We start from the raw sequence: 22,700 nt of genomic DNA on the forward strand, positions 1-22,700 counted from the left end.
CAGGATTCTTCTGCACGGCCCAACCAGGGCCGTCGTAAGTACGTACTGCCTATTGAGTTGCTGCTCAGCCGGCGAGCCGGCGGCTGGCGTCCTCGATGCGGTCCGCGAGGGAGCCGTTGATGACCTCGTCACCGACCTGCACCCGGATTCCGCCGAGGACCTCGGGGTCCACGTCCAGGTTCAGGTGCATCTTGCGGCCGTAGAGCTTCGCGAGGGCGGCGCCCAGGCGCTGCTTCTGCGGGTCGCTCAGCGGCACCGCCGAGGTGACGATGGCCACCATGCGGTCCCGGCGCTCGGCGGCGAGCTTGGACAGGGACTCCAGTCCCGACTCCAGGCTACGTCCCCGCGGCGCGGTCACAAGGCGCGCGACCAGACGCTCGGTGGCCGACTGGGCCCGGCCGCCGAGCAGGCTGCGCAGCAGCTCGCCCTTGGCCGAGGTGGTGGCCTTGCGGTCGGTCAGCGCGGCACGCAGCTCGGTGCTGCCGGAGACGATCCGGCCGAACCGGAACAGCTCGTCCTCGACGTCGTCGAGCTTGCCGGCCTGCTGCGCGGCGGTGAGGTCGGCGGTGTCGGCCAGCACCTCCAGCGCGTCCACCAGGTCGCGCGACTGCGACCAGCGGGAGCGCACCATGCCGGCGACCAGGTCGGCGGTCGGGCCGCTGACCTGGGTGCCGAGCAGACGCTGGGCCAGGCCTGCCTTGGCCTCCGCGTCCTGCGCCGGGTCGGTGAGGACCCGACGCAGCGACACCTCGCGGTCGAGCAGCGCGGTGACGGCGGCCAGCTCGTCGGCGAGCGAGCCCGCGTTCACGGACGTCGAGTCCGTCAGCGCGTCGAGACGCTCACGTGCGGCTGCCAGGGCCTCGCGGCTCGCTCCGTTCATCGCCCGGCCTCGGCCTTCTCCTCGAGCTCGTCGAGGAACCGGTCGATCACGCGGCTCTGGCGGGCGTGGTCCTCGAGGGACTCCCCGACGAGCTTGCCGGCCAGGTCGGTGGCGAGCTTGCCGACGTCCTGGCGGAGCGCGGACGAGGCGGCCTTGCGGTCGGCCTCGATCTGGGCGTGACCGGCGGCGACGATCTCTTCGCGCTGGCGCTGGCCCTCGGCCCGCATCTCGGCGATGAGCGTGGCACCCTGCTCCTGCGCCTCCTGGCGCAGGCGCGCGGCCTCGTGCCGGGCCTCGGCGAGCTGTGCCTTGTACTGCTCAAGGACGCTCTGGGCCTCGACCTTCATGGTCTCGGCCTCTTCGATACCGCCTTCGATCGCCGCGCGGCGCTCCTCCAGAACCTTGTTGATGTTCGGAAGCAGCTTCTTCCAGAAGAAGAAGAACACGATGGCGAAGGCGATGGTGCCGACGAGCAGCTCGGGGCCCGGAGGAACGAGCGGGTTCTGCTCTTCCTCGGCCGCCAGCTGCACCAGGTTGGCGATCACATCAGTGCCTTTCGTCGAAACGTGTCGGTGAGCAGGTAATTACTGACCGAACACGAACGGCATAACGATGCCGATGAGGGCGAGCGCCTCACAGAAGGCGAAGCCGAGGATCTGGTTGGCGCGGATCAGGCCGGCGGCCTCGGGCTGACGGGCCAGGGCCTGGGTGCCGTTACCGAAGATGATGCCGACGCCGATGCCGGGGCCGATGGCGGAGAGGCCGTAGCCGATGGAGCCGAGCGAACCGGAGACAGCGGCGAGGGTCTCAGTGGCAGCCATGCTGTTTCTTCCTTCTCTTTCACGGACCGGCGGGGGTTGGCCACCGGACGTTCTTGGGATCTTGCGGGGGTGAGGGGCTCAGTGGTGCTCGGCCAGAGCGCCCTGGATGTACGTGCAGGCGAGGAGTACGAAGACGTACGCCTGGACGGCCTGCACGAAAAGCTCGAAGACGATCATGGCCATCGTCATCACGAAGGAGATACCGGCCGCCGGGATCATCCAGCTGTTGAGCAGGTACCAGGAGGCGACGGTGAACATGACCAGCATCAGGTGACCGGCGAACATGTTCGCGAACAGTCGGACGGCGTGGGTGAACGGCCGGACGAGCAGGTTCGAGAAGAACTCGATGATCATCACGAGCGGCAGCACCGGGCCGAGCGACTTGTCGTAGCCGGTGATGTTCTTGAAGAACCCGACGAAGCCGTGCCGCTTGAAGGTCAGCGAGACCCAGGTCACGTAGACGACCGCGGCGAGGACCGCCGGGTAGGCGATGACCGACGACACCGGGAACTGCGCCAGCGGGATCACAGACCAGATGTTCATGATCCAGATGAAGAAGAAGAGCGAGACCATCAGGGGGACGTACTTCTCGCCCTCCTTCTTTCCGAGGGTCTCGTAGACGATGCCGCGGCGGACGAAGTCGTATCCGGCTTCACCGACCATCTGCAGCTTGCCCGGCACCACCTTGGCCTTGCCGAAGGCCGCGTAGAAGAAGCCGATGACGAGGATGGTGGTGATGATGGCGAGCAGCATCACCTTGTTGAACTCGTACCCTCCAACCGTGGCAATCGGCTTGAAGAGGAACGAGTGCAGGCCCGGTGCCGGAAAACCACACCCGTCGGACATGATCCGACAGCTCCAGTCAAAGGCGAGCTGGGTCTGGTCAGCACTCACCGCGGGCTCCTTCGGCGTGACGCATAGGTACGGCAACCTCGTTGTGTCGGCGCGGCGCGCAGCCGCGGATCGGCACCGGACTGGTGTTACGGATGTGAGGGCGGCTGGGGGGCATCGAGCCTCGCGTTCGAGCAGGCGTCAGCTCAGATGCCCGCGCCCGCGATGCCGCAGTTGGCACCGGACGATAGCAGGAGTTCCTACTGCCCTTTATCGCGCCCCTACTCGTCACGACGACGGTCCGGTCTTCTCGGGCTTCTCGCTCTTCTCGGAGTCCGGGTCGATGTAGAAGATCTTGGCCTTCATGTGCGCACGAGCCTGCGCGGCCATCCACACGACGGTGGCGATGACGAGCCCGAGGGCGAACGTCTTCGCGTTGAAGAGAGAGGTGTCCTTGAAGAGGGCGACGAAGATCAGGAGAAGCAGCAGCTGCGCGACGTAGAGCATCAGCCCCATGGCCTGGAACAACTGCGGGAGCGTTTTTGCCGTCCACTGGAGAACGTAGAGACCCACCCCCATGAAGAGGATGGCCAGTACGGTGCCGACGGCCGCTCCGATGGCTCCCGTGCCTCCGGCCACCACGCCACTGACGGCGACCACGACCACACCGGCAGCGGCTGTGGGTACAGCGCACTGCAAGAGGTTCCGGGCGTCATTGGACGGCATGGCGGCAACTCCGCTTTCGCAGGGGGCAGGGGTGTCGTCATGGACGAGCGTAGTCCCGGGCTGAGTGGAGTCCTCACGCCAATGGACCGTCGCACTGCGGTCCTTCGGCTCTATCCGGGGGGTTCTCGTGAACCGTATCACAAACTATTTGATGCAGTCTTTACCTGGAGGTGTGCGGACTGTCACACATGAGAGTGAACCCGCGCGTCTGAGCGGGAAGCACGCCGAGATGTCTGGTATTGGGGCGCTTCGCACCCCCATCGCAATCCCACGACTTGGCAATGCTCTAGTCAGATTCTTACCTTGTCCCCGCCTTGCGCCGGTCGGCCAGGCGCGAACGGGGGCCGATGGCGGTGGCCCCGTTGACACCGGCCACCCCGGACACCACGGGGGTGCGGTCCTCGGCCCCGGCGGGGACGGGCTGGTCCGCCGCGGACGCCGGGGTCGAGGCCTCCGGTGAGAGGGCCGCCACCGAGCCGCGGCGCCGGTAGCGCGGCGGCACGAAGCGCTCCATCCAGCGCGGGGCACGCGGCGTGAAGCGCGGCAGCAGAAGCAGCAGGAGTCCGATCGCGCTGAGGAACACCACGCCCAGCACGATCCACATGGACGCCGAGTTGACCGAGTAGGCGAGGGCGCCGAAGGCGATCAGCGCGGACCAGAAGTACATGATGAGCACCGCGCGGCTGTGCGAGTGCCCGATCTCCAGCAGCCGGTGGTGCAGGTGGCCGCGGTCGGCCGCGAACGGGGACTGGCCGCGCCAGGTGCGGCGCACGATCGCCAGGATCAGGTCGGCGGCCGGCACCGCGATGATCGTCAGCGGCAGCAGCAGCGGGATGTAGACGGGGACCGTCTGGTGCACGGCCTCCTTCTCGGAGCCCACGTACAGGTTGAGCGCGTCCGGGTCGACCTGGCCCGTGATGGAGATCGCGCCGGCGGCGAGCACCAGGCCGATCAGCATCGAGCCCGAGTCACCCATGAAGATCCGGGCCGGGTGCATGTTGTGCGGCAGGAAGCCCAGGCACATGCCCATCAGGATCGCCGAGAAGAGCGTGGCGGGGGCGGCGGCCTCGATGCCGTACGAGTACCAGATGCGGTAGGCGTACAGGAAGAACGCCGTGGCCGCGATGCAGACCATGCCGGCCGCGAGGCCGTCCAGGCCGTCGACGAAGTTGACCGCGTTGATGGTGATGACGACCAGCGCCACCGTCAGCAGGGTGCCCTGCCACTGGGTGAGCGCGACCGAGCCGACGCCCGGGATGGGCAGCCACAGGATCGTCAGACCCTGCACGACCATCACGCCCGCGGCGATCATCTGGCCGCCCAGCTTGATCAGGGCGTCGATCTCGAACTTGTCGTCCAGGACACCGATCAGCCAGATCAGCGCCGCCCCGGACAGCAGCGCCCGGGGTTCGTTCGACGTCTCGAAGACCTGGTTGAGGTTGGTCAGGTGGTCGGCGACCAGCAGGCCCGCGCACAGGCCGAAGAACATCGCGATACCGCCGAGGCGCGGAGTGGGCTCCCGGTGCACGTCACGTGCCCGGATCTCCGGCATCGCTCCGGCCACGATCGCGAACTTCCGTACCGGCCCTGTCAGCAGATACGTCACCGCGGCCGTGATGCAGAGCGTCAGGAGGTATTCACGCACGGGCTTCCCCACAGGTCTCGCTGGCCATCTCAGCCCCACACCCTAGCGATGCGCGCATATGAGTGGGGACTTCCGGGTAGCGACGATGGTTGCACGAGTGGCTGTGCACCCTGATGCGCTTACCCCGGCTCACGCCGGATACGGCGGAAATCCACCGGCCAGCTCCCGCACATCTTCACGCGCCCTTGAGGTCTCCGTCACTCCCCCGAGCACCCCGGCGAGCAGCTCGGCGATCCGGGCCATCTCCGCCTCGCCCATGCCCTGCGTGGTGACCGCGGCCGTGCCGAGCCGCAGCCCCCGGGCGTCCCCGTGCGGCAGGGCGCAGCAGTCCATGACCAGGCCCGCCGCGGCCAGCCGACCCCGGGCCGTGCGCCCGTCGACGCCGAGCGGCGCCGGGTCGGCGGTGATCAGGTGGGTGTCCGTGCCTCCCGTGGTGACGACCAGGCCGGCCGCGGCCAGCCGGGCCGCCAGAACGCGCGCATTCGCCACCACCTGATGGGCGTACGCGGCGAACGCCGGTGTTGCCGCCTCCCCGAACGCGACCGCCTTGGCGGCGATGGTGTGCATCTGCGCACCGCCCTGTGTGAAAGGGAACACCGCCCGGTCGACCCGCTCGGCCAGCTCCGCCCGGCACAGGATCAAGCCGCCCCGCGGGCCCCGCAGCACCTTGTGGGTGGTCCCGCAGACGATGTCCGCGTACGGCACCGGATTCGGCGCCGCTCCCCCGGCGACGAGCCCGAGGGGGTGCGCGGCGTCCGCGATGAGGTAGGCGCCCACCTCGTCGGCGACCTCGCGGAAGAAGGCGTAGTCGAGGTGCCGGGGGTAGGCGATGGAGCCGCACACGATCGCCTTGGGCCGGCGTGTGCGGGCCAGGGTGCGCACCTGCTCGTGGTCGATGAATCCCGACTCGGCGTCCACCCCGTAGCCGACGAAGTCGAACCAGCGGCCGGAGAAGTTGGCGGGTGAGCCGTGCGTGAGGTGCCCGCCGTAGGGCAGGCCGAGAGCGAGGACGGTGTCGCCGGGGCGGAGCAGGGCCGCGTAGGCGGCGAGCACGGCCGAAGAGCCCGAGTGGGGCTGGACGTTGGCGTGGTCGGCGCCGAACAGGGCCTTCGCCCGCTCCACGGCGAGGCGCTCGGCGACGTCGGCGATCTCGCAGCCGCCGTGGTGCCGCGCCCCCGGGTAGCCCTCGGCGTACTTGTTGGCCAGCGGTGACCCGAGGGCGGCCAGGACGGCCGGGGAGCTGAAGTTCTCGGCGGCGATCAGCTGGAGCGTGGTCGACTGCCGCTCCCGCTCGCCGAGCAGGATGTCGGCGAGCTCGGGGTCCTGGCGGCGCAGGAGGTCGGCCTGGATGGCAGGGGTGACCGTCATGATGGGCTCCGGGCGGCGTCGCATTTCTGGGCGGTTCGCCTCCGGGGCGCCTGAGTCGGTCCTGAGAGGCCGATCGTGCGCAGCCCTCCGGGCCTCCGCGCGTTCGGCCACTCACGACCGACGCGCCCCTTCGGCTCACGCGCCGGGGTGACGTACGTCCAATGTAGGCCCGGGGCCCGCGGGGCGCTCGGCTGTTACATCTTTGCGGGGACGCCCGTGAGTGCCGTGACGACCGGATCGAGTGCCTGGTGTATCTCGTCGCCGATGGAGCGGAAGAACGTCAGGGGCGCCCCGTACGGGTCGTAGACCTCGTCCGCCTCGGCGTTCGGTGCCAGCAGCCACCCGCGTAGAGCCGCCGCGGCGCGGACCAGCGCACGCGCGCGGACGACCACGCCTTCCTCAAGGGGCGGCAGGGTCACCGGGTCGATGGCCTTGACCAGACGGGTGAACTCCTTGAGCGTGAAGGTCCGCAGGCCCGCCGAGTGCCCCATGGAGATGACCTGTGCCCGGTGGTCCCGGGTGGCGGTCAGCACCAGGTCGGCGCGGATCACGTGCTCGTCGAGAAGCTCGCGCCCGGTGAAGCCGGAGGCGTCCGCGCCGAAGTCGGCCAGGACGGTCTCCGCGTGGGACTCCATGGGCGCGCCCTCATGACCCCAGGTGCCGGCGCTCTCCACGATCAGCCCGCCGCCCAGGATGCCGAGCCGCTCCCGCACCGCATGGCGGGTCAGCCGCTCGGTGATGGGCGAGCGGCACACGTTGCCGGTGCTGACGTGGAGGATGCGGAAGCTGTCGCGCGGAAGTCCCACGAAGGTCGTCGTGATCTCCGCCGCGCTTTCCCCGTTGCCTATGCCACGCCCCGATCCAGGGGCCGTCAATTCGCCACCTCGAGGTCGGGTACGACCTTTCGCAGCTCGTCCGCCGAGATGGCACCCGCGCGCAGCAGCAGCGGCACCTCACGGGTCACGTCGACGATCGACGACGGCACGATGCCGGGGGTCGGGCCCCCGTCGAGGTAGACGGAGACGGAGTCGCCGAGCATCTCCTGCGCGGCGTCGCAGTTCTCCGGCGCCGGGTGGCCGGTGAGGTTGGCGGAGGAGACGGCCATCGGCCCCACCTCGGTCAGCAGTTCGATGGCGACCGGGTGCAGCGGCATGCGCACGGCGACCGTGCCCCGGGTGTCCCCGAGGTCCCACTGGAGGGACGGCTGGTGCCGGGCGACGAGCGTCAGGGCGCCCGGCCAGAACGCGTCGACCAGCTCCCAGGCCAGCTCGGAGAAGTCCGTGACCAGGCCGTGCAGCGTGTTCGGGGAGCCGATGAGGACGGGGGTGGGCATATTGCGGCCCCGGCCCTTCGCCTCCAGCAGGTCGGCGACCGCCTCCGAGGAGAACGCGTCGGCGCCGATGCCGTACACCGTGTCCGTCGGCAGCACCACGAGCTCGCCACGGCGGACGGCGGACGCTGCCTCGCGCAGACCGGTCACTCGGTCGGTCGCGTCGTTGGTGTCGTATCGCCGTGCCATCTTTAGCTGGCCTCCTCGTACACGTGCTGCTGGGATGAAGTCCGCGAAGAGCGCGGGGTGCCCGGTGTGCTCACGGCAGTGCCTTGCGGGCTGTGGCGAAGCGCGGGCGGTTGTTGAGGTCCGGATGGTCGGCCGCGTCGGTCCAGCCGCGGTCCTCGGCGAAGATCCACGGCACCTGGCCGCCCTGGGTGTCGGCATGCTCGACGACGACCACGCCGCCCGGCCGCAGCAGCCGGTGCGCGGTGCGCTCCAGGCCGCGGATGAGATCGAGGCCGTCCTCGCCGGAGAAGAGGGCCAGGCCGGGGTCGTAGTCCCGCGCCTCGGGGGCGACGTACTCCCACTCGGTGAGCGGGATGTAGGGCGGGTTGGTGATGACCAGGTCGACCTGGCCGTCGAGGTCCGGGAAGGCCGTCAGCGCGTTGCCCTGCCGCAGGTCGACCCTGGACCCCTCGACGTTCTTGCGGGTCCACTGGAGGGCGTCCTCGGACAGCTCCACGGCGTGCACGCGCGAGCGCGGCACCTCCTGGGCGAGGGCGAGCGCGATGGCGCCGGAGCCGGTGCACAGGTCGACGATGCACGGCTCGACGACGTCCATGGCCCGCACGGCGTCTATGGCCCAGCCGACCACCGACTCCGTCTCGGGCCGCGGCACGAACACCCCGGGGCCGACCTGGAGTTCCAGGTAGCGGAAGTAGGCGCGCCCGGTGATGTGCTGGAGCGGTTCGCGGGCCTCGCGGCGGGCGATGACCTCCCAGTAGCGGGCGTCGAAGTCGGAGTCCTTGACGGTGTGCAGCTCGCCGCGCTTGACGCCGTGGACGAACGCGGCGAGTTCCTCCGCGTCGGTACGCGGCGAGGGCACGCCGGCGTCGGCGAGCCGCTGGGTGGCCTGGGCCACCTCCGCGAGCAGCACGCTGCGGGGGCTTGGGGGCCGCCCCCCAAATGACTGCTGCACGCAAGTCCTCCGTTGTACTCGTACGTGATCACTCGTACGTGCTCGTGCCTGCCTTACGCAGCCGCCAGCTTCGCCGCCGAGTCCGCGTCGACACAGGCCTGGATCACCGCGTCGAGGTCGCCGTCCAGGACCTGGTCCAGGTTGTACGCCTTGAAGCCGACGCGGTGGTCGGAGATGCGGTTCTCCGGGAAGTTGTAGGTGCGGATCTTCTCGGAGCGGTCGACGGTGCGGACCTGGCTGCGGCGGGCGTCGGCAGCCTCCCTCTCCGCCTCCTCCTGCGCCGCCGCGAGCAGCCTGGAGCGCAGGATACGCAGTGCCTGCTCCTTGTTCTGCAGCTGGCTCTTCTCGTTCTGGCAGGAGGCGACGACTCCGGTCGGGAGGTGCGTGATGCGCACGGCGGAGTCGGTGGTGTTGACGGACTGTCCACCGGGCCCGGAGGACCGGTAGACGTCGATGCGGAGGTCGTTGGGGTTGATCTCGACGTCGACCTCCTCGGCCTCGGGCGTGACGAGCACACCGGCCGCTGAGGTGTGGATCCGCCCCTGGGACTCGGTCGCGGGGACGCGCTGCACGCGGTGCACGCCGCCCTCGTACTTCATCCGCGCCCAGACGCCCTGGCCGGGCTCGGTCGCGCCCTGGCCGCCCTTGGTCTTCACGGCGACCTGGACGTCCTTGTAGCCGCCCAGCTCGGACTCGGTGGCGTCGATGATCTCGGTCTTCCAGCCGACGCGCTCGGCGTAGCGCAGGTACATGCGCAGCAGGTCACCGGCGAACAGGGCGGACTCGTCGCCGCCCGCGCCCGCCTTGATCTCCAGGATGACGTCCTTGTCGTCGCTGGGGTCGCGCGGGACGAGCAGCAGGCGCAGCTTCTCCGTGAGCTCCTCGCGCGCCTTCTCCAGCTCCTTGACCTCGGCGGCGAACTCCGGGTCGTCGGCGCCCAGTTCACGCGCGGTCTCGATGTCGTCACCCGTCTGCGTCCAGGAGCGGTACGTGGCGACGATGGGGGTCAGCTCGGCGTAACGCTTGTTCAGCTTGCGCGCGTTGGCCTGGTCGGCGTGGACCGACGGGTCGGCGAGCTTCTTCTCCAGGTCGGCGTGCTCGGCGACGAGTTCCTCGACGGCCTCGAACATCTTGGGCTCCTGTGCGGGACGGGGGTGAAGGGCGGACGACCAAAAACGCCGGTCCCGGAGCGCCCGGTGAGGGGGCGCGTCCGCGGACCGGCGATTCGGAGCTCGCTACTTCTTGGAGCCGGCGGCCTTGCCGAAGCGGGCCTCGAAGCGGGCCACACGGCCACCGGTGTCGAGGATCTTCTGCTTGCCCGTGTAGAACGGGTGGCACTCGGAGCAGACATCGGCGCGGATGGTGCCGGACTCGATGGTGCTGCGGGTGGTGAACGACGCGCCACAGGTGCAGCTGACCTGCGTCTCGACGTACTCGGGGTGGATGTCGCGCTTCAAGGTGTCTCCTAGGTTCGGGAGGGCGCCGGGTCGCCGCCGCGGGGTGCGGGAGCGTGAACCGGAGCCGACGTACCAGTCTGCCAGGACTGGGGCCTACTCCCAAAACCGGGGGTTGCCGTTGTTTGTTCCCTGCGGGCCGTGTGTGGCTGGTCGCGCCCACGCGGCGGAGCCGCACATCGGCACCGTCCCGCGCCCCTTACGGGGCGCTGACCACACCCTTGGCCTCGCCCGAGGCGTTGCCCTCCGTCGCGCTCTTCGGGATCGGCTTGTCGTTCTCCAGGGCTTTCCAGATCTGATCGGCCTTCTTCTTCTGGAGGAGGACGCGGTTGGGGTCGGCCGGGTCGTAGGCCACCGGCATCGTGACCATGTGCATGTTGGACGGGCTGATGCCCTTCAGGCCGCTCGCGAAGGACGCGAGCTTGTTGACCGAGCCGAGGTCGGAGTCGGTCGTCACCGTGTTGGTCGCGGTCTCCGCGAGGTCGAGCAGCCGCTTCGGGTTCGAGAAGACGCCGACGTCCTTGATCTGGTGGACGAGGGCCTTGATGAAGGCCTGCTGGAGCTGGATCCGGCCCAGGTCCGAGCCGTCACCGACGCCGTGTCTGGTGCGGACCAGGCCGAGGGCCTGCTTGCCGTCGAGCGTGTGGGTGCCGGCCTTCAGGTTCAGATGGCTGTCGGGGTCCTCGATGCTCTTGGTCGTGGTGATCTCGACGCCGCCGAGGTCGTCGATGAGCTTCTGGAAGCCGGCGAAGTCGACCTCCACGTAGTGGTCCATGCGCAGGTCGGTGATCGACTCGACGGTCTTCACCGCGCAGGCGGCCCCGCCGGTGGAGTACGCGGAGTTGAACATCACGCTGCGCGCGGCGGGGTACTTCTTGCCCTTGGTGTCCGTGCACGAGGGACGGTCGATGAGGGTGTCGCGCGGGATGGAGACCACGCTCGCCTTCTTGTGCCCCTTGTAGACGTGCACGATCATCGCCGTGTCCGAGCGGGCGCTGCCGTCGTCGGTGCCGCCGCCGAGCTTCTCGTTGCCGCCGGCCCGGGTGTCGGAGCCGAGGACGAGGATGTTCTCCGAGCCGTTGTCGGCCTTCTTGGGCCGGTCGGTGCCGAGGGCCTGGTCGATGTCGACGCTCTTGAGGTTGCCGTTGAGCTTGAAGTACAGGTAACCGGCTCCGGCGCCGCCCAGCACGACGATGCCCGCGGCCGTCCAGGCCATGATCATCAAGCCCTTGTTGCGCCGCGGGGGCTTACGGCGCCGGCCCTTGCCGCGGTGGCGCGCTCCACTGGTACCGGTATCGCCCGGTATCCCCGGTTCGGGTGTGCTCTCGGCGGACATGTACTCCTCAGCTCTTCTACGGTCGGTTACCCCCTGCGGTCAGTGCCAGGCGTGGCCGGAGAAGACCCTTCCTCGCACTATCGTCGCCCCACCTGGTCAGACGGAGAAACTCGGGAAAGGGTTGCACAACGGACTGTGCCCACCGCGTAGGACGGTGGGCACAGTCCGTGTTCGGCACAGCGGATCAGGACCCGCTCACCTGCAATTTCAGCCGAAGATGTCGTACTGCTTGAAATCGGTGCCCACGGACTTCCTTGTGGCAAAGATCTCGCTTGTCCCCTTGCCGGTGCCCGCGTACAGGTACAGCGTGCCGCCGGGGGTGCGGGCGAGGAAGTCGGCCTTGCCGTCGCCGGTGACGTCACCGGGCGCGTCGAAGGCGTTGTAGTCGGCCCAGGTGCGCACCTTGACCCGGGCCGAGAAGGCGCCCGAGCCGGCCTTGCCGGTGCCCTTGTAGAGGTAGATGGCGCTGCCGGACTTGCTGCGGGCGATCAGGTCGGTCTTGCCGTCCCCGTTGAAGTCGCCCTTGCCGCGCACGGAGTTGTACTGGTTCCAGCCGGAGCCGACCTTCACGCGGGGCGCGAAGGTGCCGTTGCCCTTGCCCGGGTAGATCCACATCACGCCCGCCGAGTCGACCGAGAGCAGGTCGGGCAGGTAGTCGCCGGTGACGTCACCGGGGGTGATGATCCGGGTGCGGGTCTTCCAGTTGTCGGCGATCTGCTTGGTGGACCAGGTGCCGCTGGAGATGACGTAGTGCGTCCAGAAGACGTCGCCGGTGGAGCTGACCCGGTAGACCAGGTCCTGGTAGCCGTCGCGGTCGAGGTCCGTCTGCAGGACGACGTTCACGCCGTCCCAGTTGCCCCAGGACTCGCGGGCGGCGAACGACGTGCCGTTGGAGTCCTTGGAGTAGCCGGTCTTGGTGGATGCGTTGCGCACCCACAGGTCGGCCTTGTGGTCACCGCTGATGTTGGTGTCGTCCAGGCGCGGGTAGGCGGCGCCGACGTAGGAGCTGACCTTGGCGAAGACGCTGTAGGCGCCCTTCGCTACGCAGTCGGTCACGCCCCAGGACACGACGCCGACGATCCGGTTGTTGACGACCAGGGGGCCGCCCGAGTCGCCGTTGCACGCGGAGACGGTGCCGGTGTCGCTGCCGGTGGCGGGCTTGCCCGCGCAGACCATGTGGCCCTTGACGAAGTCCGCGCCGTACGCGCCGGAGCACGTCGTGTCGGACTGCATGGGCAGCGTGGCCGTCTTCAGCGTCTCGGAGATGTCGTCGCTGGTGGAGCTGGTGCGGCCCCAGCCGTAGACCTTGGCGCTGGTGCCGGCCGCGTACGACGCGGTGTCGCCGGAGGTCGTCATGCGGATCGGGGTGGCCTTGACCGGGACGGGCAGGGTCAGCACCGCGATGTCGTTGTCGATGGTCGTCGCGTTGTACGACGGGTGGTTCCACTGCCGCCAGACGCCGGTGACGGTGCCGCCGTGCAGATCGGTGCCGTCGGCCGAGGGCAGCTGGGAGGTGCCGGTGACGACGGCGCCGTTGGCGTTCCAGTTGTAGCCCTTGACGCAGTGCGCGGCGGTGAGGATCTTCGTCGGCGCGACGACGGCACCGCCGCAGAAGAAGCCGATGTCGTCACTGGTGCCGGAGGTGCCCCGGTCGTCGTAGTAGTGGAGCTGCGCCATCCACGGGGCCGTGCTGATGGTGGTCTCGTTGCCACCGATGATCTTCGGGTCGATGCTGCCGGTGACGGTGCCCGCGCTGAGCGAGGCCTTGCTCGTCTTGCCGGCGACGTCGTCACCGGCCATGGCGCCCTCGACGCGCTTCTCCAGCTCGGCGAGCGACGGCGAGCTGACGGCGGGCTTGACCGTCGGCTGCGGCAGCGGCGTGGCCGCGTCGGCGGAGGTCGTCAGCAGCGCGCCGGCCACGGCGGCGGCGACACCGGCCGCGGCGACCGGCAGTGCGATGCGTATGCGGCGTCTGTGCCGACCGCCCCCGGGCATGGGTGTACCCACGTATGTCCCCCCTCGGGATCACAAGTTCGAAGAGAGCGTGATCCTACCCGCACGCGAACAGCACAAAGGGCCGCCCCCGTCCCGGGAGCGGCCCTCTTTGTGCAGTCCTTGCCTCAGCCGACCGCCTCAGTCGCCGTTGCCCGGCGTCGGGGTGGTCTTCTGGATCTGCATCAGGAACTCGGCGTTCGACTTCGTCTGCTTCATCTTGTCGAGGAGCAGCTCGACCGCCTGCTGCTGGTCGAGGGCGTGCAGCACCCGGCGCAGCTTCCAGACGATGGCGAGCTCGTCGGGGGCCAGCAGGATCTCTTCCTTGCGGGTGCCGGACGCGTCGACGTCCACCGCCGGGAAGATGCGCTTGTCGGCGAGCTTGCGGTCGAGCTTGAGCTCGGCGTTGCCGGTGCCCTTGAACTCCTCGAAGATCACCTCGTCCATGCGGGACCCGGTGTCCACCAGGGCGGTGGCGAGGATGGTCAGCGAGCCGCCGTCCTCGATGTTGCGGGCCGCACCGAAGAAGCGCTTCGGCGGGTACAGCGCCGTCGAGTCGACACCACCGGACAGGATGCGGCCGGAGGCCGGGGCGGCGAGGTTGTACGCGCGGCCCAGACGGGTGATCGAGTCGAGCAGCACGACCACGTCGTGGCCCAGCTCCACCAGGCGCTTGGCGCGCTCGATGGCGAGCTCGGCGACGGTGGTGTGGTCCTCGGCGGGGCGGTCGAAGGTCGAGGAGATGACCTCGCCCTTCACCGACCGCTGCATGTCGGTGACCTCTTCCGGACGCTCGTCGACGAGGACGACCATCAGGTGGCACTCGGGGTTGTTGTGCGTGATCGCGTTGGCGATCGCCTGCATGATCATGGTCTTGCCGGTCTTCGGCGGGGCCACGATCAGACCGCGCTGGCCCTTACCGATCGGCGACACGAGGTCGATGATGCGGGTGGTGAGCACGCCCGGGTCCGTCTCCAGACGGAGGCGGTCCTGCGGGTACAGCGGGGTGAGCTTGTTGAACTCCGGGCGGCCGCGGCCGTGTTCGGGCGCCATGCCGTTGACGGAGTCCAGGCGCACCAGCGCGTTGAACTTCTCGCGCCGCTCGCCTTCCTTGGGCTGACGGACGGCACCGGTGATGTGGTCGCCCTTGCGCAGGCCGTTCTTGCGGACCTGGGCGAGGGAGACGTACACGTCGTTCGGGCCGGGCAGGTAGCCGGACGTGCGGATGAACGCGTAGTTGTCGAGGATGTCCAGGATGCCCGCGACGGGGATCAGGACGTCGTCCTCGTTGATCTGCGGCTCGGAGGCGATGTCGTCGCGGCCGCGACGGCCCCGGCGGTCGCGGTAGCGCCCGCGGCGGCCACGACGGCCACCGTCGAAGTCGTCGTCGTCCTGCTGCTGCTGGCCACGGTCCTGGCGGCCGCCGCCCTGCTGGTTCTGCTGCTGGCCGCGGTCCTGGCGGCCGCCGCCCTGCTGGTCGTCGCCCTTGCCGCCGCGGCGGTCGCCGCGGTCACGCCCGCGGTCCCGGTCCCGGTCCCGGCGGTCACGGCGACGGCCCTCGCCGTCACCGGCGTCGGACTTGGCCTCGTTGTTCTGGGACTGCTGCTGCGACTGCGCCTCGGCCTTGGTGTCGGTCTTCGCCTCGGCGACGATGGTCTCCGCGGCGGAAGCGGGGGCTCCGGCCTCGGCGGTGGCCCGGCGACGGCGGCGCTCGGGCGCGTCGTCTCCCGCGCGCTCGTTCTCGCTCGACCGGGAGGCGCCTCCGGCGGGCTGGCCGGGGATCTCGATCTGCTGCTGGGCCACGGCCTTCTCGGCCTTGTCCGCGGGGGCCTTGGCGGCCTCCTTCGCGTCCGCCTTCTTCTCCGCCTTGTCGGCGTTGTCGGCGTTGTCGCCCGTACGGGTCCGCGAGGTGGCGCGGCGCTTCGGCTTGGTCTCGGCGGGAGCGTCGGCCGGTGGGGGTCCCCCCGCGCGAGCGGATTCGAGCGTGGGGGAGGCCGGAGCGGCGCCGCCGGACGCCTGCGCCTCCTTGATGACCTCGATCAGCTGGCTCTTGCGCATACGCGCGGTGCCCCTGATGCCGAGGCCGGATGCGACCTGCTGAAGCTCGGCCAGCACCATGCCCTCAAGGCCGGTACCGCGGCGCCGCCGGGAGCCGGCACCGCTGGCAGGCGCAGAGGCGTCCGTGGCGGGCGCGGCAGCGGTCTCCTCGACACGTGCGCCCATCAGATCGGTGGTGTCGCTCACGAAGGGTCCTTCCCTGGAGCGGACGTCGGCCTGTCTGGCTCGGCGACCGGTTGTGCTGTCCGGCTTCGGTCCGTGTGGTGTGAACCGTGCCGGGGCGGTGGTCCGCCTAAGCGGCGGAGGAATCTGGTGATGGTGCTTCCTTGAGCCGTGGCACCCAGTGTCAGTGTCACGCGGCGTGGTCGCACCGGTTCCGGAGCGTGCCCTGCGCCCCGCTCAGTGTCCTCGTACGGCGTACGGTCCGACGTACGGAACACAGTGCGGCTTGGGGGGCTCCCGGAAGAATGTCTGTCCCGGACGGGGACACGAGGCACCTCGCCATGGTGGGGTCGGGTGCAGACTTGAGATTAACACTACCGGATCCAACAAACATTCCCCCTCTCGAAATCCGGCAACCGCGCGGTTTCAGATGTCACCGGAGGCGGCGAGCGGCAGCACGCTCGCGCCCTGCTGATCGAGGCGGAGCCGGTTCGCCGCCCAGTCCGCGCCCGCCAGGGCCTCGACCTTGTCGGCGGTCTCCTCGTCGGCCAGCGCCATGACCGTCGGTCCGGCCCCGGAGATGACCGCGGGGATGCCGTCGCCCCGCAGCCGCTCCACCAGTGCCGCGCTCTCGGGCATGGCCGGCGCGCGGTATTCCTGGTGCAGGCGGTCCTCGGTGGCGGGCAGCAGCAGTTCGGGGCGGCGTGTCAGGGCTTCGACGAGCAGGGCGGCGCGGCCGGCGTTGGTGGCCGCGTCGACGTGCGGCACGGTGCGCGGCAGCAGACCGCGCGCGGTCTCCGTGAGAACCGGCTTCCCGGGCACGAAAACCACCGGAACGATGGAATCCGCGGGCTCCATCCTGATCGCGCGGGCGGCGCCGCCCTCCATCCAGGACAGCGTGAAGCCGCCCAGCAGGCAGGCCGCGACATTGTCGGGGTGGCCCTCGATCTCCGTGGCGAGTTCGAGCAGGGCGGTGTCGTCGAGCTTCGCGTCGGCCCCTATGGTCACGGCGCGGGCGGCGACGATGCCCGCGCAGATGGCCGCCGAGGAGGAGCCGAGGCCCCGGCCGTGCGGAATGCGGTTGGCGCAGACGATCTCCAGCCCGCGCGGCTGTCCGCCGAGCAGGTCGAAGGCGGTGCGCAGGGACCGTACGAGAAGGTGCTGCTCGTCGCGCGGGAGCGTCTCGCTGCCCTCACCCGCGATGTCGATGTGCAGCCCGGAGTCGGCCACCCGGACGACCACGTCGTCGTACAAGCCCAGCGCGAGGCCGAGGGCGTCGAAGCCCGGGCCGAGGTTGGCGCTGGTGGCGGGGACGCGCACCCGGACGGCGGCGGCGCGGAACGCTGGACCGGCCATCGCTCGATGACTCTCCTTGAGCTGCGTGATTGTCGAATGACGTTCAGTGGACATTCGATGGCGTACGAGAACCCTGGGGGCCGCTGCCGACCGGGCTGGCCGGCGGCTGTCCCGGCCGCGGAGACGGCGCGGCACCGTGCTCCATGCGGAGGCATACGCGGCGGGCGGGTTCAGTACAGCCTATCGAAGGAAGGTTCTGTGGCGACATAGGGCGCACAGGAGGCGCACGATGCGTGTCGTAAGCCCCCTGTGCACCCCCACTAGGGAATCTCCCCGGGCCGACGCCGTCTTACGCCGGAACGTGTCGGGCGTAACACCGGCGCTCGGTGCATCGGCGCACGTCAGCCCCGTTCGAGCGCCGTCAGGCGAGACCCAGGCGCTCCGCCGCCGCCGCGGAGTCGACCGGCACGGTGACCGGCTGCGGGGCACCGGCGACGGCCCAGTCGGGGTCCTTCAGCCCGTTGCCGGTGACGGTGCAGACGATCCGCTGCCCCGGGTCGACCTTGCCCTGCTCGGCGGCCTTCAGCAGACCGGCGACGGACGCGGCGGACGCCGGCTCGACGAAGACGCCCTCCTGGGACGCCAACAGGCGGTAGGCGCGCAGGATCTCACGGTCCGTCACCTCATCGATGAAGCCGCCCGACTCGTCCCGCGCGGCGAGCGCGTACTGCCAGGAGGCCGGGTTGCCGATGCGGATGGCCGTGGCGATGGTCGAGGGGTCCTTGACGACCTCGCCGCGCACGATCGGGGCGCTGCCGGAGGCCTGGAAGCCCCACATCCGCGGCTTCCGGGTCGCCACGCCGTCGGCGGCGTACTCCGTGTAGCCCTTCCAATAGGCCGTGATGTTGCCCGCGTTGCCGACCGGCAGGACGTGGATGTCGGGCGCGTCGCCGAGCATGTCCACGATCTCGAAGGCGGCGGTCTTCTGACCCTCGATGCGCACCGGGTTGACCGAATTGACCAGGGCGACGGGGTAGTTGTCGCTCAGGCCGCGCGCGAGCGTGAGGCAGTCGTCGAAGTTGCCGTCGACCTGGAGGATCTTCGCGCCGTGCACGAGGGCCTGGCCCATCTTGCCGAGCGCGATCTTGCCCGTCGGCACGAGCACGGCGCAGACCATCCCGGCCCGCACGGCGTAGGCGGCGGCGGAGGCCGACGTGTTGCCGGTGGAGGCGCAGATGACCGCCTTCGCGCCCTCCTCCTTGGCCCGGGTGATGGCCATGGTCATGCCGCGGTCCTTGAAGGACCCGGTCGGGTTCGCACCCTCGACCTTGAGGTGGACCTCGCAGCCCGTGCGCTCGGAGAGCACCTGCGCGGGCACGAGGGGCGTGCCGCCCTCGCGGAGGGTCACGACCGGCGTGCTGTCGGAGACGGGCAGCCGGTCCCGGTACTCCTCGATGATTCCGCGCCACTGGTGGGTCATTGCTGGTTACTCTCCTTCAACCCGCATGATGCTGGCGACACCACGCACGGTGTCGAGCTTGCGCAACGCCTCGACGGTCCCGGTGAGGGCGGCGTCGGACGCACGGTGCGTGACGACGACGAGGGAGGCCTCGCCGTCCTTCCCCGACTGGCGAACCGTATCGATCGAGACTCCGTGCTCGGCGAAGACGGTCGCGACCTGGGCGAGAACACCCGGTTTGTCAGCCACGTCGAGGCTGATGTGGTACCGCGTGACGACGTCGCCCATCGGGGACACCGGCAGCGCGGCGTAGGCGGACTCGCCCGGTCCGGTCGCGCCGCCGATCCGGTTGCGGCAGACGGCGACGAGGTCGCCGAGCACGGCGGAGGCGGTCGGGGAACCACCCGCTCCGGGGCCGTAGAACATGAGCTGCCCGGCGGCGTCGGACTCGACGAACACGGCGTTGTAGGCGCCGCGGACGGAGGCCAGGGGGTGGCTCAGCGGGATCATGGCGGGGTGCACGCGCGCGGTGACAAACGCGCCGTCCTCGGCCCGCTCGCAGATGGCGAGCAGCTTGATGGTGCAGCCCATCTCCTTGGCGGAGGCGAAGTCGGCCGCGGTCACCTCGGTCATGCCCTCGCGGTAGACGTCGTCGAGGCGCACGCGCGTGTGGAAGGCGATGCCGGCGAGGATCGCGGCCTTGGCTGCGGCGTCGAAGCCCTCGACGTCGGCGGTCGGATCGGCCTCCGCGTACCCGAGCGCGGTGGCCTCGTCGAGTGCCTCCTGATACCCGGCCCCCGTCGAGTCCATCTTGTCGAGGATGAAGTTGGTGGTCCCGTTGACGATGCCCATCACCCGGTTGATCTTGTCGCCGGCGAGGGACTCGCGCAGCGGCCGGATCAGCGGGATGGCACCGGCGACGGCGGCCTCGTAGTAGAGGTCCTTGCCATGCTGCTCGGCGACGGCGTGCAGGGCGGCCCCGTCCTGGGCGAGCAGCGCTTTGTTGGCGGAGACGACGGAGGCGCCGTGCTCGATGGCGGTGGTGATGAGGCTGCGCGCGGGCTCGATGCCGCCGATGACCTCGACCACGACGTCGATGTCGCCGCGTTTCACGAGGGCGGTGGCGTCGGTGGTGACGAGCTCGGGGGCGATGCCCTCGCGCACCCGGTCGGGCCGCCGCACGGCCACGCCCGCGAGCTCCACCGGGGCCCCGATCCGGGCCGTGAGGTCGTCGGCGTGCGTCGTCATGATGCGCGCCACCTCTGAGCCGACCACTCCGCAGCCCAGCAGCGCCACCTTCAGCGGACGCGTACGCATCATCCGACCTCGTTTCCTCTTTACCGTCTACGGTGGAACCAGTCTCACTCACCGGACGGGAGTTTCTGCCCCCGGTCCGGATCGTGAGATGTCTATTTCATTTTCACGGGGGCGGCAGACAGGAGATCTTCCGCCGCCCCGGCCTGTGGTGCCGGGTTCAGCCGACGTCGAGACGCAGCAGGTCCTCCTCCGTCTCCCGGCGGACGATCACCCGGGCCTGACCGCCGTCGACGGCGACGACCGGCGGGCGGAGCACGTGGTTGTAGTTGCTGGCCATGGACCGGCAGTACGCGCCGGTGGCCGGTACGGCGATGAGGTCACCGGGTGCCAGGTCGGACGGCAGGAACGCGTCCTTGACCACGATGTCCCCGCTCTCGCAGTGCTTGCCGACGACGCGGGCGAGCATCGGCTCGGCGTCGGAGGTGCGCGACACCAGCGCGACGCTGTACTCGGCGTCGTACAGCGCGGTGCGGATGTTGTCCGACATGCCGCCGTCGACGGAGACGTACGTCCGCAGCCCGTCGAGGGGCTTGATGGTGCCGACCTCGTAGAGCGTGAAGGCGGTAGGCCCGACGATGGCCCGCCCCGGTTCGACGGAGATCCGCGGCGTGCGCAGCTTGGCGGCCTCGCATTCCCGGGTGACGATCTCGGTGAGCGCCTTGGCGATCTCGTGCGGCTCGCGCGGGTCGTCGTCGCTCGTGTACGCGATGCCGAGCCCGCCCCCGAGGTCGATCTCGGGCAGCTCGACGCCGTGCTCGTCGCGGATGTCCTTCAGCAGCCCGACCACCCGGTGGGCGGCGACCTCGAAGCCGGACATGTCGAAGATCTGCGACCCGATGTGGCTGTGGATGCCGACCAGCTCCAGACCGTCGAGCTGCAGGGCCCGGCGTACGGCCTCGGCGGCCTGCCCGCCGGCCAGCGGCATGCCGAACTTCTGGTCCTCGTGGGCCGTGGCGATGAACTCGTGGGTGTGGGCCTCGACGCCGACGGTGATGCGGATGAGGACCTTCTGCCGCTTGCCGAGGCTCTGCGCGATGTGCGCGACGCGGACGATCTCCTGGAAGGAGTCGAGGACGATGTGCCCGACCCCGGCCTCGACGGCCCGGGTGATCTCGTCGACCGACTTGTTGTTGCCGTGGAAGGCGATGCGGTCGGCGGGCATGCCGGCGGACAGGGCGGTGGCCAGCTCGCCGCCGGAGCAGACGTCGACGTTCAGCCCCTCCTCGCGGAGCCAGCGCACGACGGCGCGGGACAGGAACGCCTTGCCGGCGTAGAACACGTCGGCATCGGCCCCGAAGGCGGTGCGCCAGGCCCGCGCGCGGGCCCGGAAGTCGGCCTCGTCCAGGACGTAGGCGGGGGTGCCGTACTCCTCGGCGAGCCGGGTGACGGGGATGCCTCCGACGGTCACGACCCCGTCCTCGTCACGCGTGACGGTCTGGGCCCACACCTTGGGGTCCAGCGCGTTGAGGTCGGCGGGCGGGGCGGAGTAGTGGCCCTCGGGGAGGACATCGGCGTGACGGGGCCCGGCGGGGTGTGCGGAACGGCTCATGATCTGTTCGTGTCTCTCAGAGATGGTCGGGAGCGTCGATGCCGAGCAGGGACAGGCCGCCGGCCAGCACCGTCCCGGCGGCTTCGGCGAGCGCGAGCCGGGCACGGTGGGCGGCCGAGGGTTTCTCCTCACCGAGGGGCAGCACGGCGGGGAGCAGGGGCATCGCGGCATCGGCGACGGTGACGAGGTGCCGGGCCAGGCGGTCGGGGGTGTGGTGCGTGGCGGTGGCGGCGAGGACGCGGGGGTGGTCGCCGAGTGCGGCGACCAGCGCTTCCGCTTCGCTCACGGGACCGGGCTCGGGGTGGAAGCCGAGGTCGGCGGCGTTGTGCAGGAGCGCCCGGGTGCGGGCGTGGGCGTACCGGACGCGGAAGAGGGGGTTACTCTCCCGCTGGACGAGGTGGTCGCCGGGAATCTTGGGCCGGTCGTGGGCGGCGGGGTGCAGCAGCGCCCAGCGGCCGGCGTCCCGGCCGAGGGGCAGCGGGTCGCCGGGGGCGGGTACGGGGCGGACGGTGACGTCCTGGTCGGCGGTACGCGGCCCCCGGGTGGTGACGTCCCGGTCGGCGACGCGCCGCTCCCGGGTGGTGACGTCCCGGTCGGCGACGCGCGGCCCGCGGGTGGTGACGTCCGCCCCGAGGACGGACTCCCACTCCGGGGCGGGCCGGCCCTCGCACTCGACACGGACGAAGTCGCCCTGGCTGCGCAGCACGCGGGCCAGCGTGTCCGCGACGACGACGGCACGCACCTCGGCCGGGCATCGGAGCCGGACGGCGGTCCCGCTGGACTCGGTCGCCGCGTGCCCGTACCGCCGCCCGCGCCGCAGGATCTCCTCGACGAGGTCGGCGGAGGCGGTGCCGCGCAGGCTGAGGTTGAGGAAGCCGGGCCCGGTGACGACGACGTCGGTGAACCGCTGCTCGCCGAGGAGCCGTGCCCGCAGGATCTCGGCCACGTCACGCGGCGGCCGCCCTGCCGCGCGGGCCAGCTGGAGGGCGACGTTGGTGGCGTAGTCGCCGCAGCCCCCGGGCCCCGGCGGAGCGACCACGGCCCGCTCCGGCACGGTCACGCTGAGCTCACCCTCGTCGACAGCGCGGCGCACGGCGTGCAGCACGGTGTGGGAGAGCTCGGCGGGGGTCACGGGACAAGCGTATGGGAGGAAGGGGGTGGGTATGCGAGCCGGTTTCCGTACGGTCCGGGATGTGGACGCGGTGCCGGTTCCAGGGCTGAGGGTGTGCTTCGTGTCTAGGTGTGCTGTTCGGGCAGGTTGGTGACGCGGCTGGCTGGCGTTTGGCCGCCGATTCCGGTGTGGGGTCGGTGGTAGTTGTACCAGTCCAGCCAGTC

21 protein-coding genes are annotated in these 22,700 nt (G+C 70.2%); all 21 read right to left on the minus strand.

Annotated features, from left to right (window positions below):
- Nucleotides 1-64: 64 nt before the first annotated feature.
- Entirely contained in the window at nt 65-880 is an 816-nt protein-coding gene (locus OO68_RS33555) for a F0F1 ATP synthase subunit delta (RefSeq protein ID WP_033312988.1), read from the minus strand.
- Nucleotides 877-1,425, minus strand: a complete 549-nt coding sequence (locus OO68_RS33560; protein ID WP_033312989.1) for a F0F1 ATP synthase subunit B — start codon at nt 1,423-1,425, stop codon at nt 877-879. Before OO68_RS33560 ends, OO68_RS33555 begins: the two co-directional genes overlap by 4 nt.
- Before the next feature lie 39 nt (nt 1,426-1,464).
- Nucleotides 1,465-1,701 carry an ATP synthase subunit C-like protein gene (locus OO68_RS33565; protein WP_010040161.1) on the minus strand — a complete coding sequence of 79 codons (237 nt, stop codon included), beginning with the start codon at nt 1,699-1,701 and terminating at the stop codon, nt 1,465-1,467.
- A gap of 78 nt (nt 1,702-1,779) precedes the next feature.
- Complete coding sequence (atpB, locus tag OO68_RS33570; RefSeq protein WP_494485888.1) at nt 1,780-2,595, minus strand: F0F1 ATP synthase subunit A; 816 nt, start codon at nt 2,593-2,595, stop codon at nt 1,780-1,782.
- A 225-nt stretch (nt 2,596-2,820) separates the two neighbouring features.
- On the minus strand, nt 2,821-3,258 hold the full coding sequence (locus tag OO68_RS33575) for a Cg1360 family ATP-synthase-associated protein (RefSeq protein ID WP_033312991.1): 438 nt from the start codon (nt 3,256-3,258) through the stop codon (nt 2,821-2,823).
- Nucleotides 3,259-3,556: 298 nt separating this feature from the next.
- Entirely contained in the window at nt 3,557-4,903 is a 1,347-nt protein-coding gene (locus OO68_RS33580) for an MraY family glycosyltransferase (protein ID WP_033312992.1), read from the minus strand.
- 129 nt (nt 4,904-5,032) lie between these two features.
- Nucleotides 5,033-6,271 carry a serine hydroxymethyltransferase gene (gene glyA / locus OO68_RS33585; protein ID WP_033312993.1) on the minus strand — a complete coding sequence of 413 codons (1,239 nt, stop codon included), beginning with the start codon at nt 6,269-6,271 and terminating at the stop codon, nt 5,033-5,035.
- A 194-nt stretch (nt 6,272-6,465) separates the two neighbouring features.
- Nucleotides 6,466-7,146 (minus strand): arsenate reductase/protein-tyrosine-phosphatase family protein, encoded by a 681-nt coding sequence (locus OO68_RS33590; protein WP_033312994.1) that lies wholly within the window; start codon nt 7,144-7,146, stop codon nt 6,466-6,468.
- A complete protein-coding gene (locus tag OO68_RS33595) occupies nt 7,143-7,790 on the minus strand; it encodes an L-threonylcarbamoyladenylate synthase (protein ID WP_033312995.1) in 648 nt (215 codons plus the stop codon). The genes OO68_RS33590 and OO68_RS33595 overlap by 4 nt, the downstream gene beginning before the upstream one ends.
- 70 nt (nt 7,791-7,860) lie before the next feature.
- Nucleotides 7,861-8,700, minus strand: coding sequence for a peptide chain release factor N(5)-glutamine methyltransferase (gene prmC, locus OO68_RS33600; protein WP_033312996.1), 840 nt, complete (start codon nt 8,698-8,700; stop codon nt 7,861-7,863).
- Between the two features lie 95 nt (nt 8,701-8,795).
- Nucleotides 8,796-9,872, minus strand: coding sequence for a peptide chain release factor 1 (gene prfA / locus OO68_RS33605; protein WP_033312997.1), 1,077 nt, complete (start codon nt 9,870-9,872; stop codon nt 8,796-8,798).
- Nucleotides 9,873-9,977: 105 nt separating this feature from the next.
- Entirely contained in the window at nt 9,978-10,199 is a 222-nt protein-coding gene (gene rpmE, locus OO68_RS33610) for a 50S ribosomal protein L31 (RefSeq protein ID WP_003992975.1), read from the minus strand.
- A gap of 196 nt (nt 10,200-10,395) precedes the next feature.
- Nucleotides 10,396-11,532: an LCP family protein gene (locus OO68_RS33615; protein ID WP_033312998.1), complete on the minus strand. Its 1,137-nt coding sequence runs from the start codon at nt 11,530-11,532 to the stop codon at nt 10,396-10,398.
- Between the two features lie 207 nt (nt 11,533-11,739).
- Nucleotides 11,740-13,527 (minus strand): trypsin-like serine protease, encoded by a 1,788-nt coding sequence (locus OO68_RS33620; protein ID WP_033312999.1) that lies wholly within the window; start codon nt 13,525-13,527, stop codon nt 11,740-11,742.
- 138 nt (nt 13,528-13,665) lie between these two features.
- The gene (rho, locus tag OO68_RS33625) at nt 13,666-15,768 is read right to left on the minus strand and encodes a transcription termination factor Rho (RefSeq protein ID WP_033313000.1); all 2,103 of its coding nucleotides are present in this window, start codon (nt 15,766-15,768) and stop codon (nt 13,666-13,668) included.
- A gap of 402 nt (nt 15,769-16,170) precedes the next feature.
- Complete coding sequence (gene thrB / locus OO68_RS33630) at nt 16,171-17,100, minus strand: homoserine kinase (protein ID WP_033313001.1); 930 nt, start codon at nt 17,098-17,100, stop codon at nt 16,171-16,173.
- Nucleotides 17,101-17,461: 361 nt separating this feature from the next.
- Nucleotides 17,462-18,520: a threonine synthase gene (thrC, locus tag OO68_RS45755; RefSeq protein ID WP_033313002.1), complete on the minus strand. Its 1,059-nt coding sequence runs from the start codon at nt 18,518-18,520 to the stop codon at nt 17,462-17,464.
- Nucleotides 18,521-18,526: 6 nt separating this feature from the next.
- Complete coding sequence (locus tag OO68_RS45760; RefSeq protein ID WP_033313003.1) at nt 18,527-19,819, minus strand: homoserine dehydrogenase; 1,293 nt, start codon at nt 19,817-19,819, stop codon at nt 18,527-18,529.
- Between the two features lie 154 nt (nt 19,820-19,973).
- Nucleotides 19,974-21,365, minus strand: a complete 1,392-nt coding sequence (gene lysA, locus OO68_RS33645; RefSeq protein WP_033313004.1) for a diaminopimelate decarboxylase — start codon at nt 21,363-21,365, stop codon at nt 19,974-19,976.
- A 16-nt stretch (nt 21,366-21,381) separates the two neighbouring features.
- Nucleotides 21,382-22,497, minus strand: coding sequence for an ArgS-related anticodon-binding protein NrtL (gene nrtL / locus OO68_RS33650; protein ID WP_033313005.1), 1,116 nt, complete (start codon nt 22,495-22,497; stop codon nt 21,382-21,384).
- A gap of 104 nt (nt 22,498-22,601) precedes the next feature.
- Nucleotides 22,602-22,700 (minus strand): integrase core domain-containing protein (locus OO68_RS44625; RefSeq protein ID WP_033312651.1); only part of this gene is annotated, 99 nt, incomplete at its 5' end.

Source organism: Streptomyces iakyrus, assembly GCF_000717055.1.
Taxonomy (GTDB): Bacteria; Actinomycetota; Actinomycetes; order Streptomycetales; family Streptomycetaceae; genus Streptomyces; species Streptomyces iakyrus.